This window comes from Staphylococcus canis (assembly GCF_016238445.1).
GTDB classification, from domain to species: Bacteria; Bacillota; Bacilli; order Staphylococcales; family Staphylococcaceae; genus Staphylococcus; species Staphylococcus canis.
Genome location: NZ_JABANU010000003.1, coordinates 103,144 through 123,978, shown reverse-complemented (window position 1 = coordinate 123,978; position 20,835 = coordinate 103,144). Strand labels below are relative to the sequence as shown.

Genomic DNA, 20,835 nt, shown 5'->3' with positions numbered 1-20,835 from the left:
AAAGATGGCAATGGTAACACATCAACACCATCAACAGGAACAGTAACAGACACAGTGGCGCCAGAGGCACCAGTAGTGAATAATCCACAACCAGGAGACAAAGTCGTAACAGGAACAGGTGAACCAGGAACAACAGTAGTTGTGACATTCCCTAACGGCGAAGAAGTGACAGGTCAAGTGGACGAAAACGGAAACTGGACAGTGGACGTACCAGCGACTGAGACATTAGACGAAGGTGAAACAATCACTGTTGTGAACAAAGATGGCAATGGTAACACATCAACACCATCAACAGGAACAGTAACAGACACAGTGGCGCCAGAGGCACCAGTAGTGAATAATCCACAACCAGGAGACAGAGTCGTAACAGGAACAGGTGAACCAGGAACAACAGTAGTTGTGACATTCCCTAACGGCGAAGAAGTGACAGGTCAAGTGGACGAAAACGGAAACTGGACAGTGGACGTACCAGCGACAGAAACGTTAGAAGACGGCGAAATAATCACTGTAGTGAACGTAGATCAAAATGGTAATGTTTCTGAACCGAGTCGCGCTATTGTAACTGGCGAAACAGTGATCACAGGATCAAGTGAACCAAATACAACAGTAGAAGTTACTTTACCAAACGGTGATGTTGTAAATAGCGAAGTGGATGAAGAGGGTAACTGGACAATTACAGTACCATCAACAGATGCTCATGCAGATGATGCTACTATCGTAGTGAAAGATCACGAAGGTAAAACAACTGAAATGAAAGTTCATGCATTACCAGAAACAGGTTCAAACAGTGCGAATAACACTGCACTATTCGGTGGTTTAATGGCTGGATTAGGATCATTATTCCTAGTAGGTAGACGTCGTAAAAACCAAGAGGAAAAATAATAATTTTAGTTAAGTTAAGCTATCACTCATAAGAAAACAGGCGATTTTCATGATATGAAGATCGCCTGTTTTTGTTTTTAATATAATCCTTTAACCCATTCAAAATGATAGATGACTTATCAATATGATAATTAAGCTTATGATGATTAAGATACACCAAGTTACCAGTCCAAATATAATAGGTTTCAACCCGGCTGTTTTGAAGCTCTTGAATCGAACAGATAAACCGACTCCAGCCAATGCGATAGTGATTAAAAATAGTGAAATCGATTTAAAAAAATGCATCACTTCAACTGGAAAATGAAAAATAGTACTGATCATTGACGTTATAAGAAATCCAATAATAAAGTAAGGAATCAGTTGGAACATAGAGGATTGTCGCGCCGCATTACGATTTTCTTCCTTATTATAAGTCCACCAAGCTAAACCAAGTGTTATAGGTATGATAAATAAGGTGCGTGTGAGTTTTACAATTGTTGCGCTCTCTAAAGCTTCTGAGCCATATAATGCACTCGCTGCGACAACACTAGATGTATCATTGATGGCTGTTCCTGCAAATACACCAAATGCGTGTTGACTCATGTGAAAATAATGACCTAGAGCTGGAAATATAATAACAGCAACAAGGTTAAACAAAAATACAATTGAGAGACTTAATGCGATAACCTCGTCACGCGCTTTAATTACTGGACTTGTTGCAGCAATAGCAGAACCGCCACAAATCGCTGTCCCTACACCGATTAAAATCCCAATATGCTTGTCAATATTTAACCATTTCAACAATATGATAACTGTTATAAAACAAACCGTTAATGTGATCATTAAAATAGGCAAGGTTTGTAATCCAACGTTTCCGATTTGTTTCAGACTTAAGGTGAATCCTAATACGATAATACTGTAATGTAGAATGTTTTTACTGCTAAATCGAATCCCAGAATGTAGTGTATGTGGAAGATTCCAAATGTTATTAATGAGCATGCCAATCAATAAAGCGAATATCGCACTTCCCACAATTGGAAATATAGAACCTAGTATAGACGCGATAATAGCGATAGTTGTCGTAAATAATAATCCTCTAAAAATTGAATGCATTATTTATAGTCCTTTCTAGTTGTGATGCAGAAATAGTATTCGTCTTAAGTATAGATGTTTTGTTGTGCAAAGTGTATCTTTTTTAGTATAGGTCAAGTTGATTGACTTAATTTAATCCTTTCTGTACAATGTGAATTGTAAGATAAACAGATATAGAAGGGTGATGTTTTACATGAAGAAACGAGTAGGACAGTTCTTATTTGACGAAATTGCAAAACAAAATGTAGATAAAGTTTTCGGAGTACCTGGCGATTTTAACTTAGCATTTTTAGATGATATTGTTGCAAATCCAAATTTAGATTGGGTTGGTAATACAAACGAGCTTAACGCAAGCTATGCTGCTGATGGTTATGCACGTATAAAAGGTCTTGCTGCAATGGTTACAACATTTGGTGTAGGGGAGTTGAGTGCGATTAATGGTATCGCTGGTTCTTATGCTGAAAATGTACCTGTTATTGCGATCACAGGGGCACCAACAACTCAAGTTGAAAAAGCTAAACGTTACGTTCACCACTCATTAGGTGAAGGTACATTTGATGATTATCAAAAAATGTTTGAACCAATTACAACAGCTCAAACTTATTTAACTGAAGAAAATGCGTTAACTGAAGTACCAAGAGTAATTCAAGCAGCATTAGAAAATAAACGTCCTGTACACATTCACCTACCAATTGATGTAGCAATGAAAGAAATTGAAGTGCCTGAAGAGGTTGAATATCCAGAAGTTAAATCATTCGACTTAAAACCAACAATGGCTAAAGTTGAAAAACTTTTAAAAGACTCTAAAAAACCTGTAATTATCACAGGACACCAAATTAATAGTTTTGGTTTACACAAAGAAGTAGAACAATTAGCTGAAAAATTAAATTTACCAGTTGCGCAATTATCTTTAGGTAAATCATCATTTAACGAATCATCAAAACAGTATATGGGTATTTACGATGGTAGTGTTGCTGAACCACGTATCCGTGAATATGTAGATGAAAGCGATGTTGTGATTTTACTTGGTGCGAAATTAACTGACTCAGCAACATCAGGTTTCTCACAAGGTTTTGCGGATGATGTGATTGTGACACTCAATCATAAAGATGTGAAAGTGGATGGTGAAGTCATTCAACAACCATCATTACCTGGTATTGTAGAAGCTTTACAAAATATTGATTACAAATTCGAAGGTGAATTCCCTCAATATGAATGGCCTGAAGATGATGCATATGATTTAAATGATCAACCATTAACACAAGAAAATTATTTCAAAGTGATGCAATCATTTATCCGTCCAAATGATATACTTTTAGCAGATCAAGGTACTTCATTCTTTGGTGCCTATAGTTTAGCTATGCCAAAAGGTGCAACATTTATCGGTCAACCGTTATGGGGTTCTATTGGTTACACATTACCATCAACATTAGGTACTCAAATTGCAGATCCAAGTCGTCGCAATGTGCTATTAATTGGTGATGGTTCTTTACAATTAACAGTACAAGAAATTTCAACAATGATTCGTCAACAACTACACCCTGTTATTTTCGTAATTAACAATGACGGTTATACTGTTGAACGTAAAATCCATGGTGAAAAAGAACCATATAACGATATTCAAATGTGGGATTACAAAGCATTACCAGCAGTGTTTGGCGCACCAGATACACCAACATATGATGTAAAAACTTCTCAAGAGTTATTTGATGCAATGAAAGCTATTGAAGAAAAACCAGATCAATTACACCTTGTTGAAGTGCACATGGCGGTTGAAGATGCTCCAGAAAAACTGGAAAAAATCTCTAAACGCTTTGCTGAACAAAATAAATAAGTCTAAATTGTGTAAAAGTATTGACAATTAATCTAAAACGTTATATAGTATGAACTATCATAAAAAAAGCGGATTGATAGAGTAGCTTTTATGAGTTGTAGCAAATAGAAAGCTAACGGGTGATGCAAGTTAGCACAACATAAGAGTGAATTGGGCAATCAAGCTAAAAGATAATTCAATAACGTAAAGAGTATAAAAGGTTGAACGATAGATTCAACTTTTGAAACTAAGGTGGCACCACGGTAACGCGTCCTTATAGTAACGTGTTATTGTGGTGTCTTTGTTTTATTGTGAGGTAAAAATAAGTAGGTTGAGGTTAAGGTAGTGTCAGAAAATGAACGGTTGATGTGAGTTCATACCTCCTCAAGTGAATTGGGTTTTACTGAAAGCAACAAATTGAATAATCATTGAGTGGATAGTTTTAGACTATTAATGAAGGTGGTACCGCGTGCAAGCGTCCTGAATTAGGAAACTTGTATGCGGTTTTTTATTTAATAAAAAGGAGGGATGACGGTATGAAATATGTGTATCGTATTTTGAATGCATCTGTAAACCCAGAAACATTAGCGCGACATCGTCAAACAAAAATGATATTAGAGAGTGCTTCAACACAAAAAATGAAAGGACGTTATTCCATTGTCGCTTTTGATAAAAGTGGTGAACTAAAGTTAACAGAACACGCACTAGAAGTGACATTAGGCGCAGATACTACAACAATTACACATCAGCCTTTTGAAGCTTTAAAAGAAAAAGTCGCAATGTATCAACATGATATTCATGATGAGGCCTTACAACCATTACCTTTCGTTTCCGGTTTTATTGGTGCATTTAGCTTTGATGTGGTGCGTCATGCATTTCCAGTTTTAAAAGAGACACCAATTGAAGAAAATGGAACAGATGTCCATTTATACATGGTTGAATCAGCTTATATTTTTGATCATTATAAAGAACAAATTTATGTTATCACAACGAACTTGTTTTCAGGAATTGATGAAACTAAACTCAATGAACGACTACAAAAGATGATTACAGAATTTGAAAATGTTCAATTGTTTGATTTTGATGAACCATCGAATGCTTTACCACGCGAGATTGAAACGAGTGAAGCGGACGATCAGTTTTTACAACAAGTTTCGTATTTTAAATCTCTGACACAACAAGGAGATGTCTTTCAAATCGTGCCATCTCGTATTTATCGGTACCGTCATCACTTCGGAGATAAGCGAGCAGCATACAGCTATCGACTGTATCAGAATTTAAAGCGAAAAAACCCAAGTCCTTATATGTTTTATATGAATATGGACGATCAAATTTTAGTGGGAAGTTCTCCTGAAAGCTTTGTCAAAGTTGAAGGTGACACAGTCATGACAAATCCAATTGCAGGTACAGCACGACGAGGTCAAACATACGAAGAAGACCAGCAATTAGAACAGGAGCTACTAAAAGATGAAAAAGAGATAAGTGAACACAGCATGTTAGTCGACTTAGGTCGAAATGATATTTTAAGAATCGCACAGCCAGGCTCACTTGAAATACCAAAATTAATGTTGATTGAACGGTATGAACATGTGATGCATATCGTGAGTGAAGTGACAGGGAAAATTAACCCATCATTATCTGTTATAGATATTATTGCAAGTTTACTACCAACAGGTACGGTATCAGGTGCACCGAAGCTAAGAGCCATCCAGCGCATCTATGAACAAAAGCCTGTAAAGCGAGGCGTATATAGTGGAGGCGTGGGTTACATTAATTGTAATGGTGATTTGGATTTAGCACTTGCCATTCGTACGATGGTCATTGATGACACTTATGTGAATGTTGAAGCAGGCTGTGGTGTAGTTTATGATTCAGTTCCAGAAAAAGAATTAAAAGAAACGCGTTTGAAAGCGCAAAGTCTACTGGAGGTGTCATTATGATATTAATGATTGATAACTATGACTCCTTTACGTATAACTTAGTCGATATGTTACGTGAATTTGATGAAGTGGTAATTAAATATCCAGATGATTTAACGTTATTTGACATAGAACCTGATGCGATTGTAATTTCACCAGGACCTGGCCATCCAGCTGATACAGAACATTTAATGCACATTATTAACCATTATCAAAATAAACCAATACTTGGCGTGTGCTTAGGCGCTCAAGCACTCTACCATTACTATGGTGGGAATGTTCGCGTCGGATCACAAGTCATGCATGGCAAAGTAGATAAACTTCAACTCGAAGCACCAAGTATCTTGTATCAAGATATATCAGAAGATTCAGAAATAATGAGATATCATTCACTTATTTGTGATGAAGCAACGTTACCAAAAGAATTAATAGTAACAGCTCGAACACCTGATTGCATCCAATCGTTTGAACACCAAGATAAGTTACATTTTGGAATACAGTACCATCCAGAATCATTTGCAAGTATACAAGTTAAGTCTGTAATTGAACAATTTATTAATGCTTATAGAAAGGTGGACGCCGAATGACTTTACTTCAAAAAATGATGACATATCAATCTTTAACCAAAGTAGATATCGACGAATTTATGAATAAAATGCTGTCATCAGAAATGACAGATAAAGAGAAATTAGCTTTACTTGTAGCATTTACAATGAAAAAAGAGACACCTGAAGAGTTATATTATCTCGCACAGAGTTTGATTCATTCAACATACGAATCACAATATGAATATCCAGATGCTATGTGTGTATGTGGTACAGGTGGAGATGGATCAAATAGTTTTAATATCTCTACGACAGCTTCTTTTGTTGTTGCAAGTGCAGGTGTTCCTGTCATCAAGCATGGTAATAAAAGTATTACATCAAAGTCAGGGAGTACGGATTTATTAGAAGAGTTAGATGTCGCATCAACTCCAGTAGACAATGTTAAACAACGTGTCCAAGAGACGCGACTTGCTTTTATTAGTGCAACAGAAGCATATCCCGTAATGAAGCATCTCCAAGCTGTTCGTCGCATGGTGCCGACACCGACAGTATTTAATATTATGGGTCCACTTATTAATCCATTTGCACTAGATTATCAAGTGATGGGCGTGTACGATGATTCTAAAATGGAAGACATTGCCAAAGTACTCCAACATCTTGGACGTAAAAAAGCATTAGTAGTTCACGGTGCCAATGGTATGGATGAAGCTTCATTATCAGGGGATAACCAAATTATCGAAGTATCTCAAGAGTTAGGTATTCGTCGCTACACAATCAATGCTCAAGATTATGGATTACGCTATGCAGACGATAAAGCATTAGAAGGCGGAACACCTGAAGAGAACGCATTGATTACATTGAATATATTAACAGGAAAAGATCAATCAGCACGTCGAGATGTTGTAATATTAAACGCTGCACTTGCTTTATATGCTGCACAAAAAGTCGCTTCAATTCAAGATGGTGTTATTAAAGCAGCAGAATTGATTGACTCTGGTCAAGCTTATCAACAATATCAAGTCTTAAGAGGGGTGAAAGTATGACAATATTAGATGAAATTGTCGAATATAAAAAAGAATTACTAAACAGCAACTATTATGAACAAAAGCTTGCGAAATTTGACAAAATGGATGTCAGTCATAAAACAAAATTAAGTGAAACTTTGAATCAGACACCACACATCAATGTCATCGCTGAAATCAAATCTAAAAGTCCAACGGTTTCTGATATACCAGAAAGAGATTTATTCACCCAATTAAATGCCTATCAACATGCAGCGGCCATATCTGTATTAACTGACGAAGCGTATTTTGATGGCAGTTATGAAAGATTATACACTTTAACACAACATACGGACTTACCCGTTTTATGTAAAGACTTTATCATAGACAAAAAACAAATTGACCTTGCATATCAAACAGGTGCATCTATTATTTTACTGATTGTCAATATTCTTACTGATGAAGCACTTCAAACATTATATGATTACGCGGTAAGTTTAGGACTAGAAGTGTTAGTTGAAGTTCATGATGCTGAAGAATTAGAACGTGCGCATCAACTTAATCCAAACATTATTGGTGTCAATAATCGAGATTTAAAAACATTTCAAACAGATGTGAGTCATTCTATAGATATATTACAGACGAAAGTACCTGATACGCACTATATTTCAGAAAGTGGTATTCGAACAAAAGAAGACGTTGAACGATTAGCGAAAGCAGGTGTATCAGGCATACTTGTAGGTGAGACATTAATGAAAGCATCACAACCTGAACAATTAATACAAACTTTTAATCAAATTACAAGGGCGACTACAGATGTACGTTAAATATTGTGGATTTACGCAAAAAGAAGATGTTAAAGCAGCAGTAGCACAAGACGTCAATGCGATTGGATTTATAACGTATCCTAAAAGTGCGCGTTATGTTTCAATAGATCAGGTTCAACAATTATCAAAAGACATTCCAGATTCTATTGATCGCGTGGCTGTTGTAGTAAATTCCACATTTGAAGTAATACAACAGCTATTGACTGAAACAGATATTAATACGATTCAATTTCACGGAGATGAGACACCTCAGTTTATACAAAGTGTACGAGAACATTTTCCAAAGATACGGGTTGTTCGAGCATTACCAGGTGATGAAACGTTAATGCAACGTATTAAAGATTATCAAAATGTCGTTGATCAATTTATCATCGACACGCCCTCTATAGCATACGGTGGTACAGGGCATACATTTGATTGGCGATATTTAAAAGAGATGCCAAACGTGCCCTTTCTCATTGCAGGTGGTATTAACACAGAAACGTTACCAGAGCTATTGCGCACATACCCAGAACTTCAAGGTGTGGATGTTGCAAGTGGCATTGAGAGTCGTAAAGGGATTAAAAATGAACAAAAAATGAAGGAAATTATGCATATTTTGAAAGGAGATTATCACATGTCAAATATACAATTAGAAGTTGATCAAAATGGGTTTTTCGGAGATTTTGGTGGACGTTATATACCAGAAACATTAATGCCAGCAATTCAAGATTTAAAACAAGCTTATAATGAAGCAAAAAATGATCCGGAATTTATAGAAACGTATCAATATTATCTTAAACATTATGTAGGACGAGAATCTCCATTAACATACGCAGATTCTTATACAAAAGCATTAGGCGGCGCGAAAATTTATTTAAAACGTGAAGATTTGAACCATACAGGTGCACATAAAATTAATAACGCACTTGGACAAGCGTTACTAGCTAAGCGCATGGGGAAACGTAAACTTGTAGCTGAAACAGGTGCAGGTCAACATGGGGTAGCGAGTGCGACAGTTGCGGCGTTATTCGATATGGAACTTATCGTATTCATGGGTGAAGAGGATATACGCCGTCAGCAGTTAAACGTATTTAGAATGGAGCTATTAGGTGCAAAAGTTGTCTCAGTTACTGATGGACAAGGGACACTTTCAGATGCTGTGAACAAAGCGTTACAATATTGGGTTGCACATGTCGAAGATACACATTATCTTCTAGGGTCTGCATTAGGACCTGATCCATTCCCGACAATGGTTAGAGATTTCCAACGCGTAATTGGTGATGAGATTAAATCACAAATTTTAGAGAAAGAGTCACGTTTACCTGATGCAGTTGTGGCATGTGTTGGAGGAGGTTCAAATGCGATTGGAACATTCTATCCATTTGTTGAAGATAGCGATGTGAAATTATATGGTGTTGAAGCAGCAGGGCAAGGTGCAAATACAAATCGTCACGCACTAGCGATTAATAAAGGAAAAGTTGGTATTCTACACGGTACTAAAATGTATTTAATTCAAAATGATCAAGACCAAATTGAGCTTGCACATTCAATTTCAGCAGGACTTGATTATCCAGGTGTAGGACCTGAGCACAGTTATTACCACGATATTGGACGTGTCAAATATGAAACTGCAACAGATACTGAAGCGATGGAAGCATTAATTCGATTCTCAAAATTAGAAGGGATTATTCCAGCTATTGAAAGTGCGCATGCGTTGAGCTATGTTGAAAAATTAGCACCGACAATGGATAAAGATGACATCATTGTAGTGACGGTTTCTGGACGTGGTGATAAAGATATGGAAACAATTCGTGAATACACACAAAATAGAGGAGGAGAAACAGATGCATAAGCAATTTGTGACGTATATTATGGGTGGTCAAACGATGCTAGATGAATTACGTGCATTAGATCAAGCAGGTGTAGACTATGTGGAAATTGGAATTCCATATTCTGATCCAGTAGCAGATGGTCCTGTCATTATGGAGGCGGGTCAAAGCGCCATTCAATCTGGAAGACGAACTCAAGATGTATTTGATGACTTGAAGTCTGTTCAAGGACAGTTGTCTACAAAAGTTGTGTTAATGACCTATGCGCATTCTATTGAAACTTACGGAGAAGAGGCCTTTTTTAAAGCAGCGGAAGACGCTGGTGTTTATGGACTCATTATTCCAGATATGCCACATGAATACATTGAGCAATTGAAAGAGAAATATCCGAATCGTAAGTTGAAATTCATCTCATTAATTGCGATGACTGCCGACCCAAAAAGACGTGAACATATCGCGAAACATGCAGAAGGCTTCATCTACACGGTAACAATGAATGAAGTAACAGGTAAAAATGGCACATTCCATCCAGAATTGTTAGAACATATTGAAGAAATTAAACGTATAGCGTCTGTTCCAGTACTTGCTGGTTTTGGTATACGTACAGCAGATCATGTTCAAAACATTTCTCAAGCTTCAGACGGTGTTATTATCGGTAGTGAAATTGTGAGACGTTTTAAAGAGGATGGCATTCCATCAACTATCGAATTTATTCAAACACTGCAACACGCTTTAGAAAATAATAGTGTTAAACAATAGCATCAATTTGTAAAATATGCGAATATGATATTCAAAGTGGGTATATAGATATAGACAATCCATAATGCTAAATAGGATGAGATAAATCTAGGAGGTACACGAGTGACTTTAGCCCTTATATTTGATTTAGATGACACGTTATATGATCAATTACAAGCTTTTGAGTATGCATATTACCAACATTTTGCGGATAGTGATATGGGTGTAGAAGCATTGTATCGACGTTTCAGAGCTTATAGTGATGAAGTATTTGAAGCTACTCAAAATGGTCGTATGACGTTGAGTGAGATGCATGTGTATCGCATTACTGAAGCGGTGAATGAATTTGATATTGCATTACCTGAAAAAAAGGCACGTGCATTTCAACAAGATTATGAGTTTGCGCAACAACGTATTGAATTATCTGATACGATGCGAAACTTATTGTCGACATTATCTACCCAACCTATCGTACTGGGTATCATCACGAATGGCGAAGCGGATCGACAACGTGCAAAAATTGAGGCACTTAACCTTACACAATGGATACCTGAATCGCATATTTACATTTCTGGTGCACATCAAGTATCAAAGCCAAACCGTATTATTTTTGATAAAGTAATTGAAGCATTAGAGTTAGATCCAACCTCTACATTTTATGTTGGTGATAATTTTGAGAATGATGTAGTAGGAGCAATTGATGCAGGATGGCAAGTCGTTTGGTTTAATCGACGTAATCGCCCTGCAACGAAAGAAGGCTACCAAGCAGATCGTTATGTTGAGCGTGAAGCTGAGCTCGTTGATGTCATCGAACAAATTATTCATGCTTATCATTGATATATTAAAAATCACACCCCATTTAGTCTGAAGATAGAGGCTAAATGGGGTGTACTTTTTATTGAGCCATTATGTTACGTGTGAGACGAATACCTTGGTCAGGTGTTTCATACAGTGCAATACTGTTCATAGAAACATCTTCAGGTAGATGTTCACTGAAACGTAACCATATCCAATGTGCAATATTTTCAACAGTTGTGTTCATGTCAGGAAGTGTATCATTCAATAATTGTCCATCTAAATAAGGTTGTAGATATTGTTTATAAATATCATCAATAACATTAAAGTCTACAGCTAATCCGTGGTCGTCTGTTTTTGACCAAACTTCCATTTCTAAATGGTAGGTGTGATCTTCTAAATCGATATGATTCGTCTCAGAAAAGTAAATCCGATTATCACATGTAAACGTATAATGTTTAACTACTAATAAAGTTTTGTGGTGGCGTGCAAAGTTTTGAGGTGGATGCACGTGATCAAATTTTGACATTCATTTTCCTCTTTTCCTTCTTATATTTGTTTAAAGTTCTAATGTTTTCATCATACGGTATAAATGATAAGGAGCTTCGTCAATTTCATTCACAATCATAAAGCCACTTTTTTGATAAGCACGAATTGCATTGTCGTTGTCTTTTTTGACAGTCAGTGACAGTTTACGGTAGCCTAAATGTTTGGCGAATTGTTCGACATGTGCCAACAAATGTGTAGCGACCCCTTGACGATGATACTCTGGCATAATGGCTAATAATGAAATATGATATTCATCTTGATAGCCTTCTTTTAAAGCGAGTAAAGCACGAATTTGACTAAAGTAATGGTAAAGATGATGGATTAAATCAAATCCGCGCATTTTGATGAGTTGCCATACCGTATGCTTTTCAATGCGTTCAAGTTCTTGAACAGGAAGTGCTGTAACAATACCAGCAACATGCCCATCTATTTTAGCACACCAACTATAATCATAACTAAATCGATTATTGCGCTGACGCCATAAATGATATAAGCGCGCTTCTATCGTTTGACTGCTATTTGTACCTACTATAGGGTGTGTCATCTCTTGCATCGCTAAGTAATTTAAAAAGCCTGCCTCTGGTAATGTTTTATATGCAGGGGTGACTGTAATCTCTGACACAATAAGACCTCCTATATTTATTTTGTAATTATAGATATCCTATTTATAACCTATTAAAACTTAATATAATAGACAAAAAATTTTGAGAACTTTACACTATTGTATATCATGAAGTTAATAATGCAAAATTCAAGGTATACTTGACATGTGTTGTAAAGTAAATATTGAATTGCAATTGAACTAGAACTAAAAGAAAGTAGGTGACTGAACTTGCGTATTTTTAAAGCATTAGGCTGGTTTTTTAAACGTGAGCGAAAGCGATTCATTTTAGCATTCATAACGCTGATGATTACTGCCTTTTTAAACCTCGTCCCACCACAGATGATTGGGATTGTTATCGACCATATGACACAGCGTACACTCACATATCAAAATCTAACAGGCTACCTGCTGATTATTGCATGTACAGGGATTCTTGTATATTTCTTACGTTTTTATTCAAGATTGAAATTATTTGGCGCAAGTGCAAAACTCGGACGAATCTTACGTCAACGCTTATATTTTAAGTATACTTCAATGAGTCCGTCATTTTTCCAAAAATATCGAACTGGTGATTTAATGGCGCATGCGACAAATGATATCCGTGCTGTTCAAAGTACTGCAGGTATTGGTGTATTAACGATTTCAGACGCAGTGATTACAGGCGGCATGACGTTAGTCGTAATGGCGACAACTATTAGTTGGAAATTAACGTTAATTGCAATGGTGCCACTTCCGTTTTTAGTGATACTTACAAGTTATTACGGGCGCTTATTGCATAAAGGATTTAAAGAGGCGCAGGGCGCATTCAGTCAACTGAATGATAAGACACAAGAGAGCGTTGCAGGGGTTAAAGTGATTAAATCATTCGGTTATGAAGAGAGCGATGAAGCGGATTTTACAAACTTAAGTAATCGTGTCGTTGCTAAGAACTTGAGCGTTTCTAAAATAGATGCACTATTCGATCCAACGATTCAAACCATTATTGGGTTAAGTTATTTATTAAGTGTTATTTATGGCGCAATGATGGTAACCAACGACAGTATTACTATCGGTCAACTCATTACATTTACAACATATTTAGGTATGCTCGTTTGGCCGCTACTTGCTTTAGGCTTTTTCTTTAATATCGTTCAACGTGGTGCTGCATCCTATGATCGTATTAAAGAGATTGAACGTGAACCGAGTGGTATTGAGCATGATCCGAAAATAAAGGAAGCACCAAAAGGAAATATTCAGTTTGATATTCAACATTTTCAATTTGAAGGTGATACACGACCACAATTAGAACATGTCACATTTGAAATTAAGAAAGGCATGACAGTAGGGATTGTCGGACCGACAGGAGCAGGTAAAAGCTTACTCATTCGATTACTGCTGCGAGAATTTGATACAGAGCGTCCTGAAGATATTTTGTGTGGAAATCAACCGATACGAGATTATGATATTGAGCAATTACGTGCACAGTTCGGATATGTCCCTCAAGAACATTTCCTATTTTCATCAACAATACGAGGAAATATCTTGTTTGGTGCGCCTCATAGTTCAGAAGATGAATTGTACAGAGCAAGTACGATTAGTCATATTCATGAAGATATCTTATCATTACCTGAGGCTTATGATACGGTAGTCGGGGAGCGCGGGGTATCATTATCAGGAGGACAAAAGCAACGGATTTCGATTGCCCGTGCTTTAATTACTCAACCGGAAGTGCTGATATTAGATGATTCGTTATCAGCTGTTGACGCTGAAACAGAAACCGCAATCTTACAGCACTTAAAAGAAGCACGTCAAGGACAGACAAACATCGTAACAGCACACCGAATGAGTGCTGTGATGCATGCTGACTTAATTATCGTAATGCGAGATGGCACAGTAGTTGAGCGAGGTACACATGATACATTAATGCAACAAAAAGGCTGGTATTATGAGACGTTCAATGCACAAGCGATGCAAAGTCAGTTAACGAGTGATCTAGAAAGTGAAGTGGGAGGTGGCCATCGTGAATAAGAGAGAGGACAATAATTTACAACTTTCGTTTAAACAACAATTGCATGCGTTATGGCGCTTGCTCCGTTACACCTTTCCATTTAAGAAGCTTATTGTACTGGCAATAGGATTTCTTATTATATCTACAGCTGCAAATATGTCAGTACCGTATCTTGTAAAAGTGTTTATTGACCAATATTTAACGGTGAATCACTTTCCAAAACGTGACCTTACATTTTTGCTCATTATTTTTATCGGTGTTGAAGTAATCGGTGCTATTACAACGTATTTAAGTATTTACTACTTACAATACTTAGCATTTAAAGTCATTCAACAATTACGGATTGAGGCATTTCATAGAATTAGCAGACTTGGGATGCGTTTTTATGACCAAACGCCAAGTGGGAGTATCGTATCGAGACTAACTAACGATACTGAAGCTATCGTGGAAATGTTTACAGGTGTATTATCATCATTTTTGATTGCCTTTTTCATGATAATCGCAAGTTTTGTGATGATGTTCTTATTAGACATTAAACTTGCTTTCTTCGCATTATGTTTTATTCCTATTATATTTATTATTTTAGGATTATATCGCAAGTACGCTTCTGTCTATTTTTATCAAACACGTCAACGTTTATCTGATTTAAATGCGAAATTAGGTGAATCCATAGAAGGTATGAAAATAATACAAGCATTTAATCAAGAACAACGTTTACGATCAGAATTTGAAACTATTAATGATGAACATTATGACTATTCAATGAAAACGATACGTCTGGATGGCTTGCTCTTAAGACCAGCGATTACAATGCTGTCTACATTTGCAGTAGTCATGATACTCGCATACTTTGGATTCATGAGTTTTAGTCACGTTGTCACAGCTGGTGTAGTATATGCGTTTATCCAATATATGCAACGCTTTTTTGAACCGATTAACCAAGTGAGTCAAAATTTAAACTTATTTCAACAAGCAGTTGTTTCTGCAAGTCGTGTTTTTAAAATGATGGATAACGAAACATTAGAGCCAGCGCAAGATGTTGATAACAGCGCTAAAATTGGGAAAGGACGTATCGAATTTGAAAATGTTTCATTTAGTTATGATGGAGAACACGATGTATTGAAAAATATTAATTTCACTGTGGAACCTGGTGAAACGGTAGCGCTTGTAGGACATACAGGATCAGGGAAAAGTTCAATCATCAACTTGTTCATGCGTTTTTACGAATTTCATCGTGGTGATATCAAGATAGATGGTGTTTCAATTAAATCATTTTCGAAACAACAACTGAAGCAACATATTGGTTTGGTACTACAAGATCCTTTTATATTTTACGGTACAATTGAATCGAATATTAAAATGTATCATCCAACTATGACATTTGAACAAGTCAAAGCAGCAGCACAATTTGTACATGCTGATACATTTATTGAAAGTCTAGACGGTGGATATCAACATAAAGTGATTGAAAAAGGAAGTACCTTCTCTAGTGGTCAACGTCAACTTATCGCATTCGCACGCACAATGGCTATGGATCCTAAAATCTTGATTTTAGATGAAGCCACAGCGAACATTGACTCAGAAACAGAAGCACACATCCAACAATCATTGACTAAAATGCGCGACGGCAGAACTACAATCGCAATCGCCCATCGCCTGTCTACGATACAAGATGCACACCAAATTCTAGTACTCAACAAAGGCGAAATCGTCGAACAAGGCACACACGAACAACTCATCGCTCAAAACGGCATCTATCACAAAATGTACCAACTCCAACAAGGATAAGGTCATTGAGAGAGCGTTTTGAATGCTAAAGAACCACTTCGAGATGTAGTAACTTTTAGGTTTCAATTTGTCCTTCAAGTTTGCATCTGTTAGTGGTTCTCATCATGTGTCTCATATTCAATTTGCTTATAAGTGACTAACATCAATAGTGATAGGTGTATCGCTATCTTTGCTGTTCAATAACGTAATGCGAGATGGAATGACGCGAATAACAACTAAATCTGCATCATCTTTTGAATCGAAAAAGCTATGATCTTGCTCTTTCCATAACCAGTCGATTGTGTTTTGATTCGTCACAATTTCAACTTGTCCCTCGATTTCAATGTAAGGTTGATGTTGACCTTCTTCATATCCAAGTAAGACATGCGCGTTGGAATTACTGCGTAGTTCTTCAATTTTCGGCGTTTGTTTACTTGTTTTCGTATACAAGTCCAATCCGTCATTATAAAAAATCATATAACGACTGTTGGGTATGTTGTTAATCGCCGTTGAAAGGACACCAATACGAGATTCACGAATCACTGCATTAATTTGATCTACTGCTTGTTGTTTCATTTATTTTCACCTCATTAAAAAATACCCTGTCCATCGTTTTAAAAACATTCAAGATAAAAGTAAAACTCGGATTGACAGTTGAGACGTCATCCGAGTTTTGTATTTTTATGAATGGTGAATAGATGGTTTAAAGTAATCATTTGTTAATGCTCTAATCACTTTGTATAAGAATAAGATACCAATTAAGTTTGGAATCATCATTAAGGCGTTCGCAATGTCTGCAAATAACCATACTGTACGTAAGTTTGCGACAGTACCAATGAATGTTGCAGCAACGTATACGACACCGTATAACATTACAAAACGGACACCAAATAGGTACTCAAAACATTTTGCACCATACACAAACCATGCAATGATTGTAGAGAATCCAAAGAAGATGACAGAGAGTGATACTACATATTCACCCAGTGTTCCTAGACTAGAACCAAATGCCATACTTGTTAAAGCCCCAGCTTCAAGATTAGCATCATGTGTAACACCTGAAATTAAGCCACCTGTTGGGTCCCAGTAGCCTGTTACAAGTAGGACAAGTGCAGTCATTGTACATACTACAATCGTTACGATAAATGTACCTGTCATGGCTACTAAAGCTTGAATTGCTGGATGTTCAGATTTCGCATTTCCTGAAATTAACGCAACTGTCCCTAAACCAGCTTCGTTAGAGAAAATCCCTTTAGATACCCCATTTTGTACAGCTTGCATGACCATAATTCCTGAAAAACCTCCAGCTGCTGATACAGGTGAGAAGGCATAGTGAAAAATTAAGCCAAATGCAGGAATAATTTTATCGTAGTTAATTAGTAAAATTGTCACCGCTGCACCGATATAGAAAATGGCCATCATTGGTACGAAGAAGCCGGCCACATTACTGATACGTTTTAAGCCTCCGAAAATGATTAAAGCAATCAAAATCACAAGAATGATACCTGTAATCGCACCAGGTACGTTAAAACTTGTTGTCATGACATCAGCAATCGTATTTGATTGTACACTGTTACCAATACCTAAAGCAGCAAACGCACCGAAAGCAGCGAATGCAACTGCTAAAAATTTAAAACGATGACCTAATCCTTGTTCTATGTAATACATTGGCCCACTTGAATATTCGCCATTTTTATTTTTCACACGATATTTCATGGCTAATAAAGCCTCGGCGTATTTCGTTGTCATACCGAGTAAGCCGACAACCCACATCCAAAACACTGCTCCAGGACCCCCTAAAGTCACAGCAGTGGCAACACCAGCAATATTACCATTACCAATCATCCCAGCAAGCGATGTCATAAGTGCTTTAAAGTTACTAATATCCCCCGCACTCTCAGCCTCTCTTTTATCTGGAATAAAGGCAAGTTTAAACGCATGCAGTAATTTGCTGAATTGTAGTCCTTTTAAAACAATGGTTAAAAATAACCCTGTCCCGGTCAATAGAATGAGACTGGGTGCCCCCCATAAAAGACTACTGATTTTTTCTAAAACATCATACACACATAACCCCTCCAATAAATGCACTTCATAAGTAAACGCTTACATCATTATATTACACATAAGACTTCATGTAAAATCAAGGTAAATACTTATAATGTCATAGCACATTTGCTTATGAAATGATGCGAACTGAAAATTTTGGAATTTCGCACTCTCAAATTTTACACCGATACTTCAAAAAATGCGAATTTAAATGAGATATTTTTGCTAATTACATCAAAAAACATCTTACGAGGTGAAGTGATATTCAAGCTTCACGACGTAAGATGTTTAAGGAAGTAGGGGACACTATTTCATATAACGATAACTCATTAATGCTTTGAGCATTTCAATTTCTTTTTGAAGTGCTTCACCCTTATTTGTATCACGAATTAATTTACGTTCAAGTTCTTTATCAACAATGCGGCGAATTGATAATTCATCTTCACCTGTTTGAAGTACATTTTCTTTTGAGTTAAATTCTTGATGCGCTACAAGTTGCATACCGAAAGAATTGTAGAGTAACGTATAACCGGCAATCCCTGTTGTAGATTGATATGCTTTTGAGAAACCACCGTCAATGACAAGCATTTTACCATTCGCTTTAATTGGATTTTCACCGTCACGTTCTTTAACAGGTGTATGTCCATTAATAATACGACCTTGATTTGGATCCATTTCAAATTCTTCCAACATTTTTTTCACCATATCCTCATGTTCGCGTAGGTGATAGTATGGGTTTTTAGTTTCTTTATGTGTTTCTTTTTCTTCAATAAAGTAACGTTCAAATGTTGTCATAGCACGTTTACCGAAGAGTGATGAATATTTTCCGGTCCATAGATACCATACTAAGTCTGTAGAAATATCATCTTCAACATCTATATGGTCATAAGCTAAACGCACGTGTTCTTCAAACGCATCGATAAGGGCACGACCTGCAAGGAATTTCCCATCAATTTCCATGCCTTCCATTTCACCTGATTCATCTACAGGAATACAGCCATGGATGAGTAAGTTACCATTATAGCGTAAGTATAGGTTTCCTTTTTTCATAAGGAAGTCAACGTGACGACGTAACTTTTCTGACTCTTGAATTGATGTGAGAAGGTGATTCATAACCTCTTCTTCTTCAGGTAATAGTTTGGTAGGATCGTTAGGATCAATCGTTGTAAAGCATGTATTTAAAAGTTGATAATCTTTTCCATTGATATTTAGTGTTTTTCTATCATAATCTACACGGTCTAATACTAAACGTTCATCCATCTCAAATTCAGGACGGCGTTTAATAATAGGTGCTTCTAACTTAAATTGAATCATAGCAATCGCTTGATGAATTTTTGTGATTTGCAGTCTCTCAGATTCTGAAGGTGTTTTTTCAGGATGTTTTTTAGGACGGAAAGCAGGATTATCGTTGTAATGTTTCTCAGCTAAAGTGAGTAACGGTCGTAAATTAATCCCATACGTATCCTCAATAATGTCTAAGTTATCATAGCGCGCACAAATTCGAAGTAAGTTTGCTAGACATACTTTAGACCCTGAAAACGCCCCCATCCATAAGACATCATGGTTACCCCACTGAATGTCAACAGAATGATAATCAATTAACGTATCCATAATTTTATCTGGATGTGGACCACGGTCATAAATGTCTCCTACAACATGTAAGTGATCAACGACCAAACGTTGAATCGTGTTTGCTAAACTAATAATAAGTTTATCGGCTTGATTTAACTTGATGATTTGGTGCATGATATTTGAGTAATAACTGTTTTTGTTATTGTATTTATTACTTTTGTACAGTAATTCTTCGATAATAAACACGTACTGTTGGGGAAGTGCTTTACGTAATTTAGAACGTGTATATTTAGATGATGTGTATGTAATGATTTCAAGAAGTTGAGGAATTGTTCGCTCATACCATTCATAGCGCTCATCACGAGTTTTAAAGGCATTTTTAATCATTTTTAGTTTATCTTCAGGATAATAAACTAAAGCAATCAATTCATTAATCTCATCTTCTGGAATACGATAACCAAAAATATCAAGAATTTTAGATTTAACATTACCAGAACCATTGCGTAATACGTGTTGAAAGGCATGAAATTCTCCATGTAAATCACTGACAAAGTGTTCTGTTCCTTTAGGGAGTTCGAGTATAGATTCAAGATTAATAATCTCAGTAGCTACTTTTTCTTCAGAATCATACTTTTCAGCTAATAAATCTAGATATTGTTTTTTGAGTTCATCTTCAAGCATGGATTGTAACACCTCTTCTATATTTTAAGCTTGCTTTCTTTAAGGCTACATTCTCACAATCAGAAAATCAAAAAGAATGTATGCTGAAAGCAATGCGCATGTTGTATCACTATAATATAAGCGCTTACATCTATATTAAACCATATTCGATACTGTAATGGAACAAATGGCTGTGATAGTGAAGTGGATTGAAAACATAGGTAGTATCAATAATGAATGACATTGAG

17 protein-coding genes and 1 pseudogene are annotated in these 20,835 nt (G+C 36.5%); 12 read left to right on the top strand and 6 right to left on the bottom strand.

Annotated features, from left to right (window positions below):
- On the top strand, window positions 1–882 hold an 882-nt coding region (locus HHH54_RS02085), incomplete at its 5' end, for an Ig-like domain-containing protein (protein WP_198617172.1).
- 99 nt (window positions 883–981) lie between these two features.
- Here the strand turns inward: HHH54_RS02085 and HHH54_RS02080 are convergent.
- Window positions 982–1,974, bottom strand: coding sequence for a YeiH family protein (locus HHH54_RS02080; RefSeq protein WP_198617171.1), 993 nt, complete (start codon window positions 1,972–1,974; stop codon window positions 982–984).
- 172 nt (window positions 1,975–2,146) lie between these two features.
- On the opposite strand from HHH54_RS02080, the gene HHH54_RS02075 reads away from it, so the two are divergent.
- The 9 genes and pseudogenes from HHH54_RS02075 to HHH54_RS02040 all read left to right on the top strand — a co-directional run bounded on the left by HHH54_RS02075 (window position 2,147) and on the right by HHH54_RS02040 (window position 11,444).
- Window positions 2,147–3,787, top strand: coding sequence for an alpha-keto acid decarboxylase family protein (locus tag HHH54_RS02075; RefSeq protein WP_198617170.1), 1,641 nt, complete (start codon window positions 2,147–2,149; stop codon window positions 3,785–3,787).
- 515 nt (window positions 3,788–4,302) lie between these two features.
- Complete coding sequence (locus HHH54_RS02070; RefSeq protein ID WP_198617169.1) at window positions 4,303–5,706, top strand: anthranilate synthase component I; 1,404 nt, start codon at window positions 4,303–4,305, stop codon at window positions 5,704–5,706.
- A complete protein-coding gene (locus HHH54_RS02065) occupies window positions 5,703–6,272 on the top strand; it encodes an anthranilate synthase component II (RefSeq protein ID WP_198617168.1) in 570 nt (189 codons plus the stop codon). Before HHH54_RS02070 ends, HHH54_RS02065 begins: the two co-directional genes overlap by 4 nt.
- On the top strand, window positions 6,269–7,273 hold the full coding sequence (trpD, locus tag HHH54_RS02060; protein WP_198617167.1) for an anthranilate phosphoribosyltransferase: 1,005 nt from the start codon (window positions 6,269–6,271) through the stop codon (window positions 7,271–7,273). The genes HHH54_RS02065 and trpD overlap by 4 nt, the downstream gene beginning before the upstream one ends.
- The gene (trpC, locus tag HHH54_RS02055; RefSeq protein WP_198617166.1) at window positions 7,270–8,058 is read left to right on the top strand and encodes an indole-3-glycerol phosphate synthase TrpC; all 789 of its coding nucleotides are present in this window, start codon (window positions 7,270–7,272) and stop codon (window positions 8,056–8,058) included. The genes trpD and trpC overlap by 4 nt, the downstream gene beginning before the upstream one ends.
- Window positions 8,048–8,611: pseudogene (locus HHH54_RS11280) on the top strand (phosphoribosylanthranilate isomerase); the annotation flags it as partial. The gene trpC and the pseudogene HHH54_RS11280, both read left to right, overlap by 11 nt.
- Window positions 8,612–8,674: 63 nt before the next feature.
- Entirely contained in the window at window positions 8,675–9,892 is a 1,218-nt protein-coding gene (gene trpB, locus HHH54_RS02050; protein ID WP_232796210.1) for a tryptophan synthase subunit beta, read from the top strand.
- The gene (gene trpA, locus HHH54_RS02045) at window positions 9,885–10,628 is read left to right on the top strand and encodes a tryptophan synthase subunit alpha (RefSeq protein ID WP_198617164.1); all 744 of its coding nucleotides are present in this window, start codon (window positions 9,885–9,887) and stop codon (window positions 10,626–10,628) included. Before trpB ends, trpA begins: the two co-directional genes overlap by 8 nt.
- 102 nt (window positions 10,629–10,730) lie before the next feature.
- The gene (locus tag HHH54_RS02040; RefSeq protein WP_198617163.1) at window positions 10,731–11,444 is read left to right on the top strand and encodes an HAD family hydrolase; all 714 of its coding nucleotides are present in this window, start codon (window positions 10,731–10,733) and stop codon (window positions 11,442–11,444) included.
- Between the two features lie 58 nt (window positions 11,445–11,502).
- Here the strand turns inward: HHH54_RS02040 and HHH54_RS02035 are convergent, their stop codons facing one another.
- Both HHH54_RS02035 and HHH54_RS02030 read right to left on the bottom strand, forming a co-directional pair.
- Window positions 11,503–11,931: a 6-pyruvoyl trahydropterin synthase family protein gene (locus tag HHH54_RS02035; RefSeq protein ID WP_198617162.1), complete on the bottom strand. Its 429-nt coding sequence runs from the start codon at window positions 11,929–11,931 to the stop codon at window positions 11,503–11,505.
- 30 nt (window positions 11,932–11,961) lie between these two features.
- The gene (locus HHH54_RS02030; protein ID WP_198617161.1) at window positions 11,962–12,573 is read right to left on the bottom strand and encodes a GNAT family N-acetyltransferase; all 612 of its coding nucleotides are present in this window, start codon (window positions 12,571–12,573) and stop codon (window positions 11,962–11,964) included.
- A gap of 210 nt (window positions 12,574–12,783) precedes the next feature.
- Here HHH54_RS02030 and HHH54_RS02025 point away from each other — a divergent pair, with 210 nt between their 5' ends.
- On the top strand, window positions 12,784–14,562 hold the full coding sequence (locus HHH54_RS02025; protein ID WP_198617160.1) for an ABC transporter ATP-binding protein: 1,779 nt from the start codon (window positions 12,784–12,786) through the stop codon (window positions 14,560–14,562).
- Window positions 14,555–16,330 (top strand): ABC transporter ATP-binding protein, encoded by a 1,776-nt coding sequence (locus HHH54_RS02020; RefSeq protein ID WP_349771824.1) that lies wholly within the window; start codon window positions 14,555–14,557, stop codon window positions 16,328–16,330. Before HHH54_RS02025 ends, HHH54_RS02020 begins: the two co-directional genes overlap by 8 nt.
- Window positions 16,331–16,456: 126 nt before the next feature.
- On the opposite strand, the gene HHH54_RS02015 is transcribed toward HHH54_RS02020, so the two are convergent.
- The 3 genes from HHH54_RS02015 to HHH54_RS02005 form a co-directional block, all read right to left on the bottom strand.
- Window positions 16,457–16,885 carry a pyridoxamine 5'-phosphate oxidase family protein gene (locus HHH54_RS02015; protein WP_198617159.1) on the bottom strand — a complete coding sequence of 143 codons (429 nt, stop codon included), beginning with the start codon at window positions 16,883–16,885 and terminating at the stop codon, window positions 16,457–16,459.
- Between the two features lie 105 nt (window positions 16,886–16,990).
- Window positions 16,991–18,373: an alanine/glycine:cation symporter family protein gene (locus HHH54_RS02010; RefSeq protein WP_198617158.1), complete on the bottom strand. Its 1,383-nt coding sequence runs from the start codon at window positions 18,371–18,373 to the stop codon at window positions 16,991–16,993.
- A gap of 288 nt (window positions 18,374–18,661) precedes the next feature.
- A complete protein-coding gene (locus HHH54_RS02005) occupies window positions 18,662–20,608 on the bottom strand; it encodes a fructose-1,6-bisphosphatase (protein WP_198617157.1) in 1,947 nt (648 codons plus the stop codon).
- Window positions 20,609–20,835 lie beyond the last annotated feature (227 nt).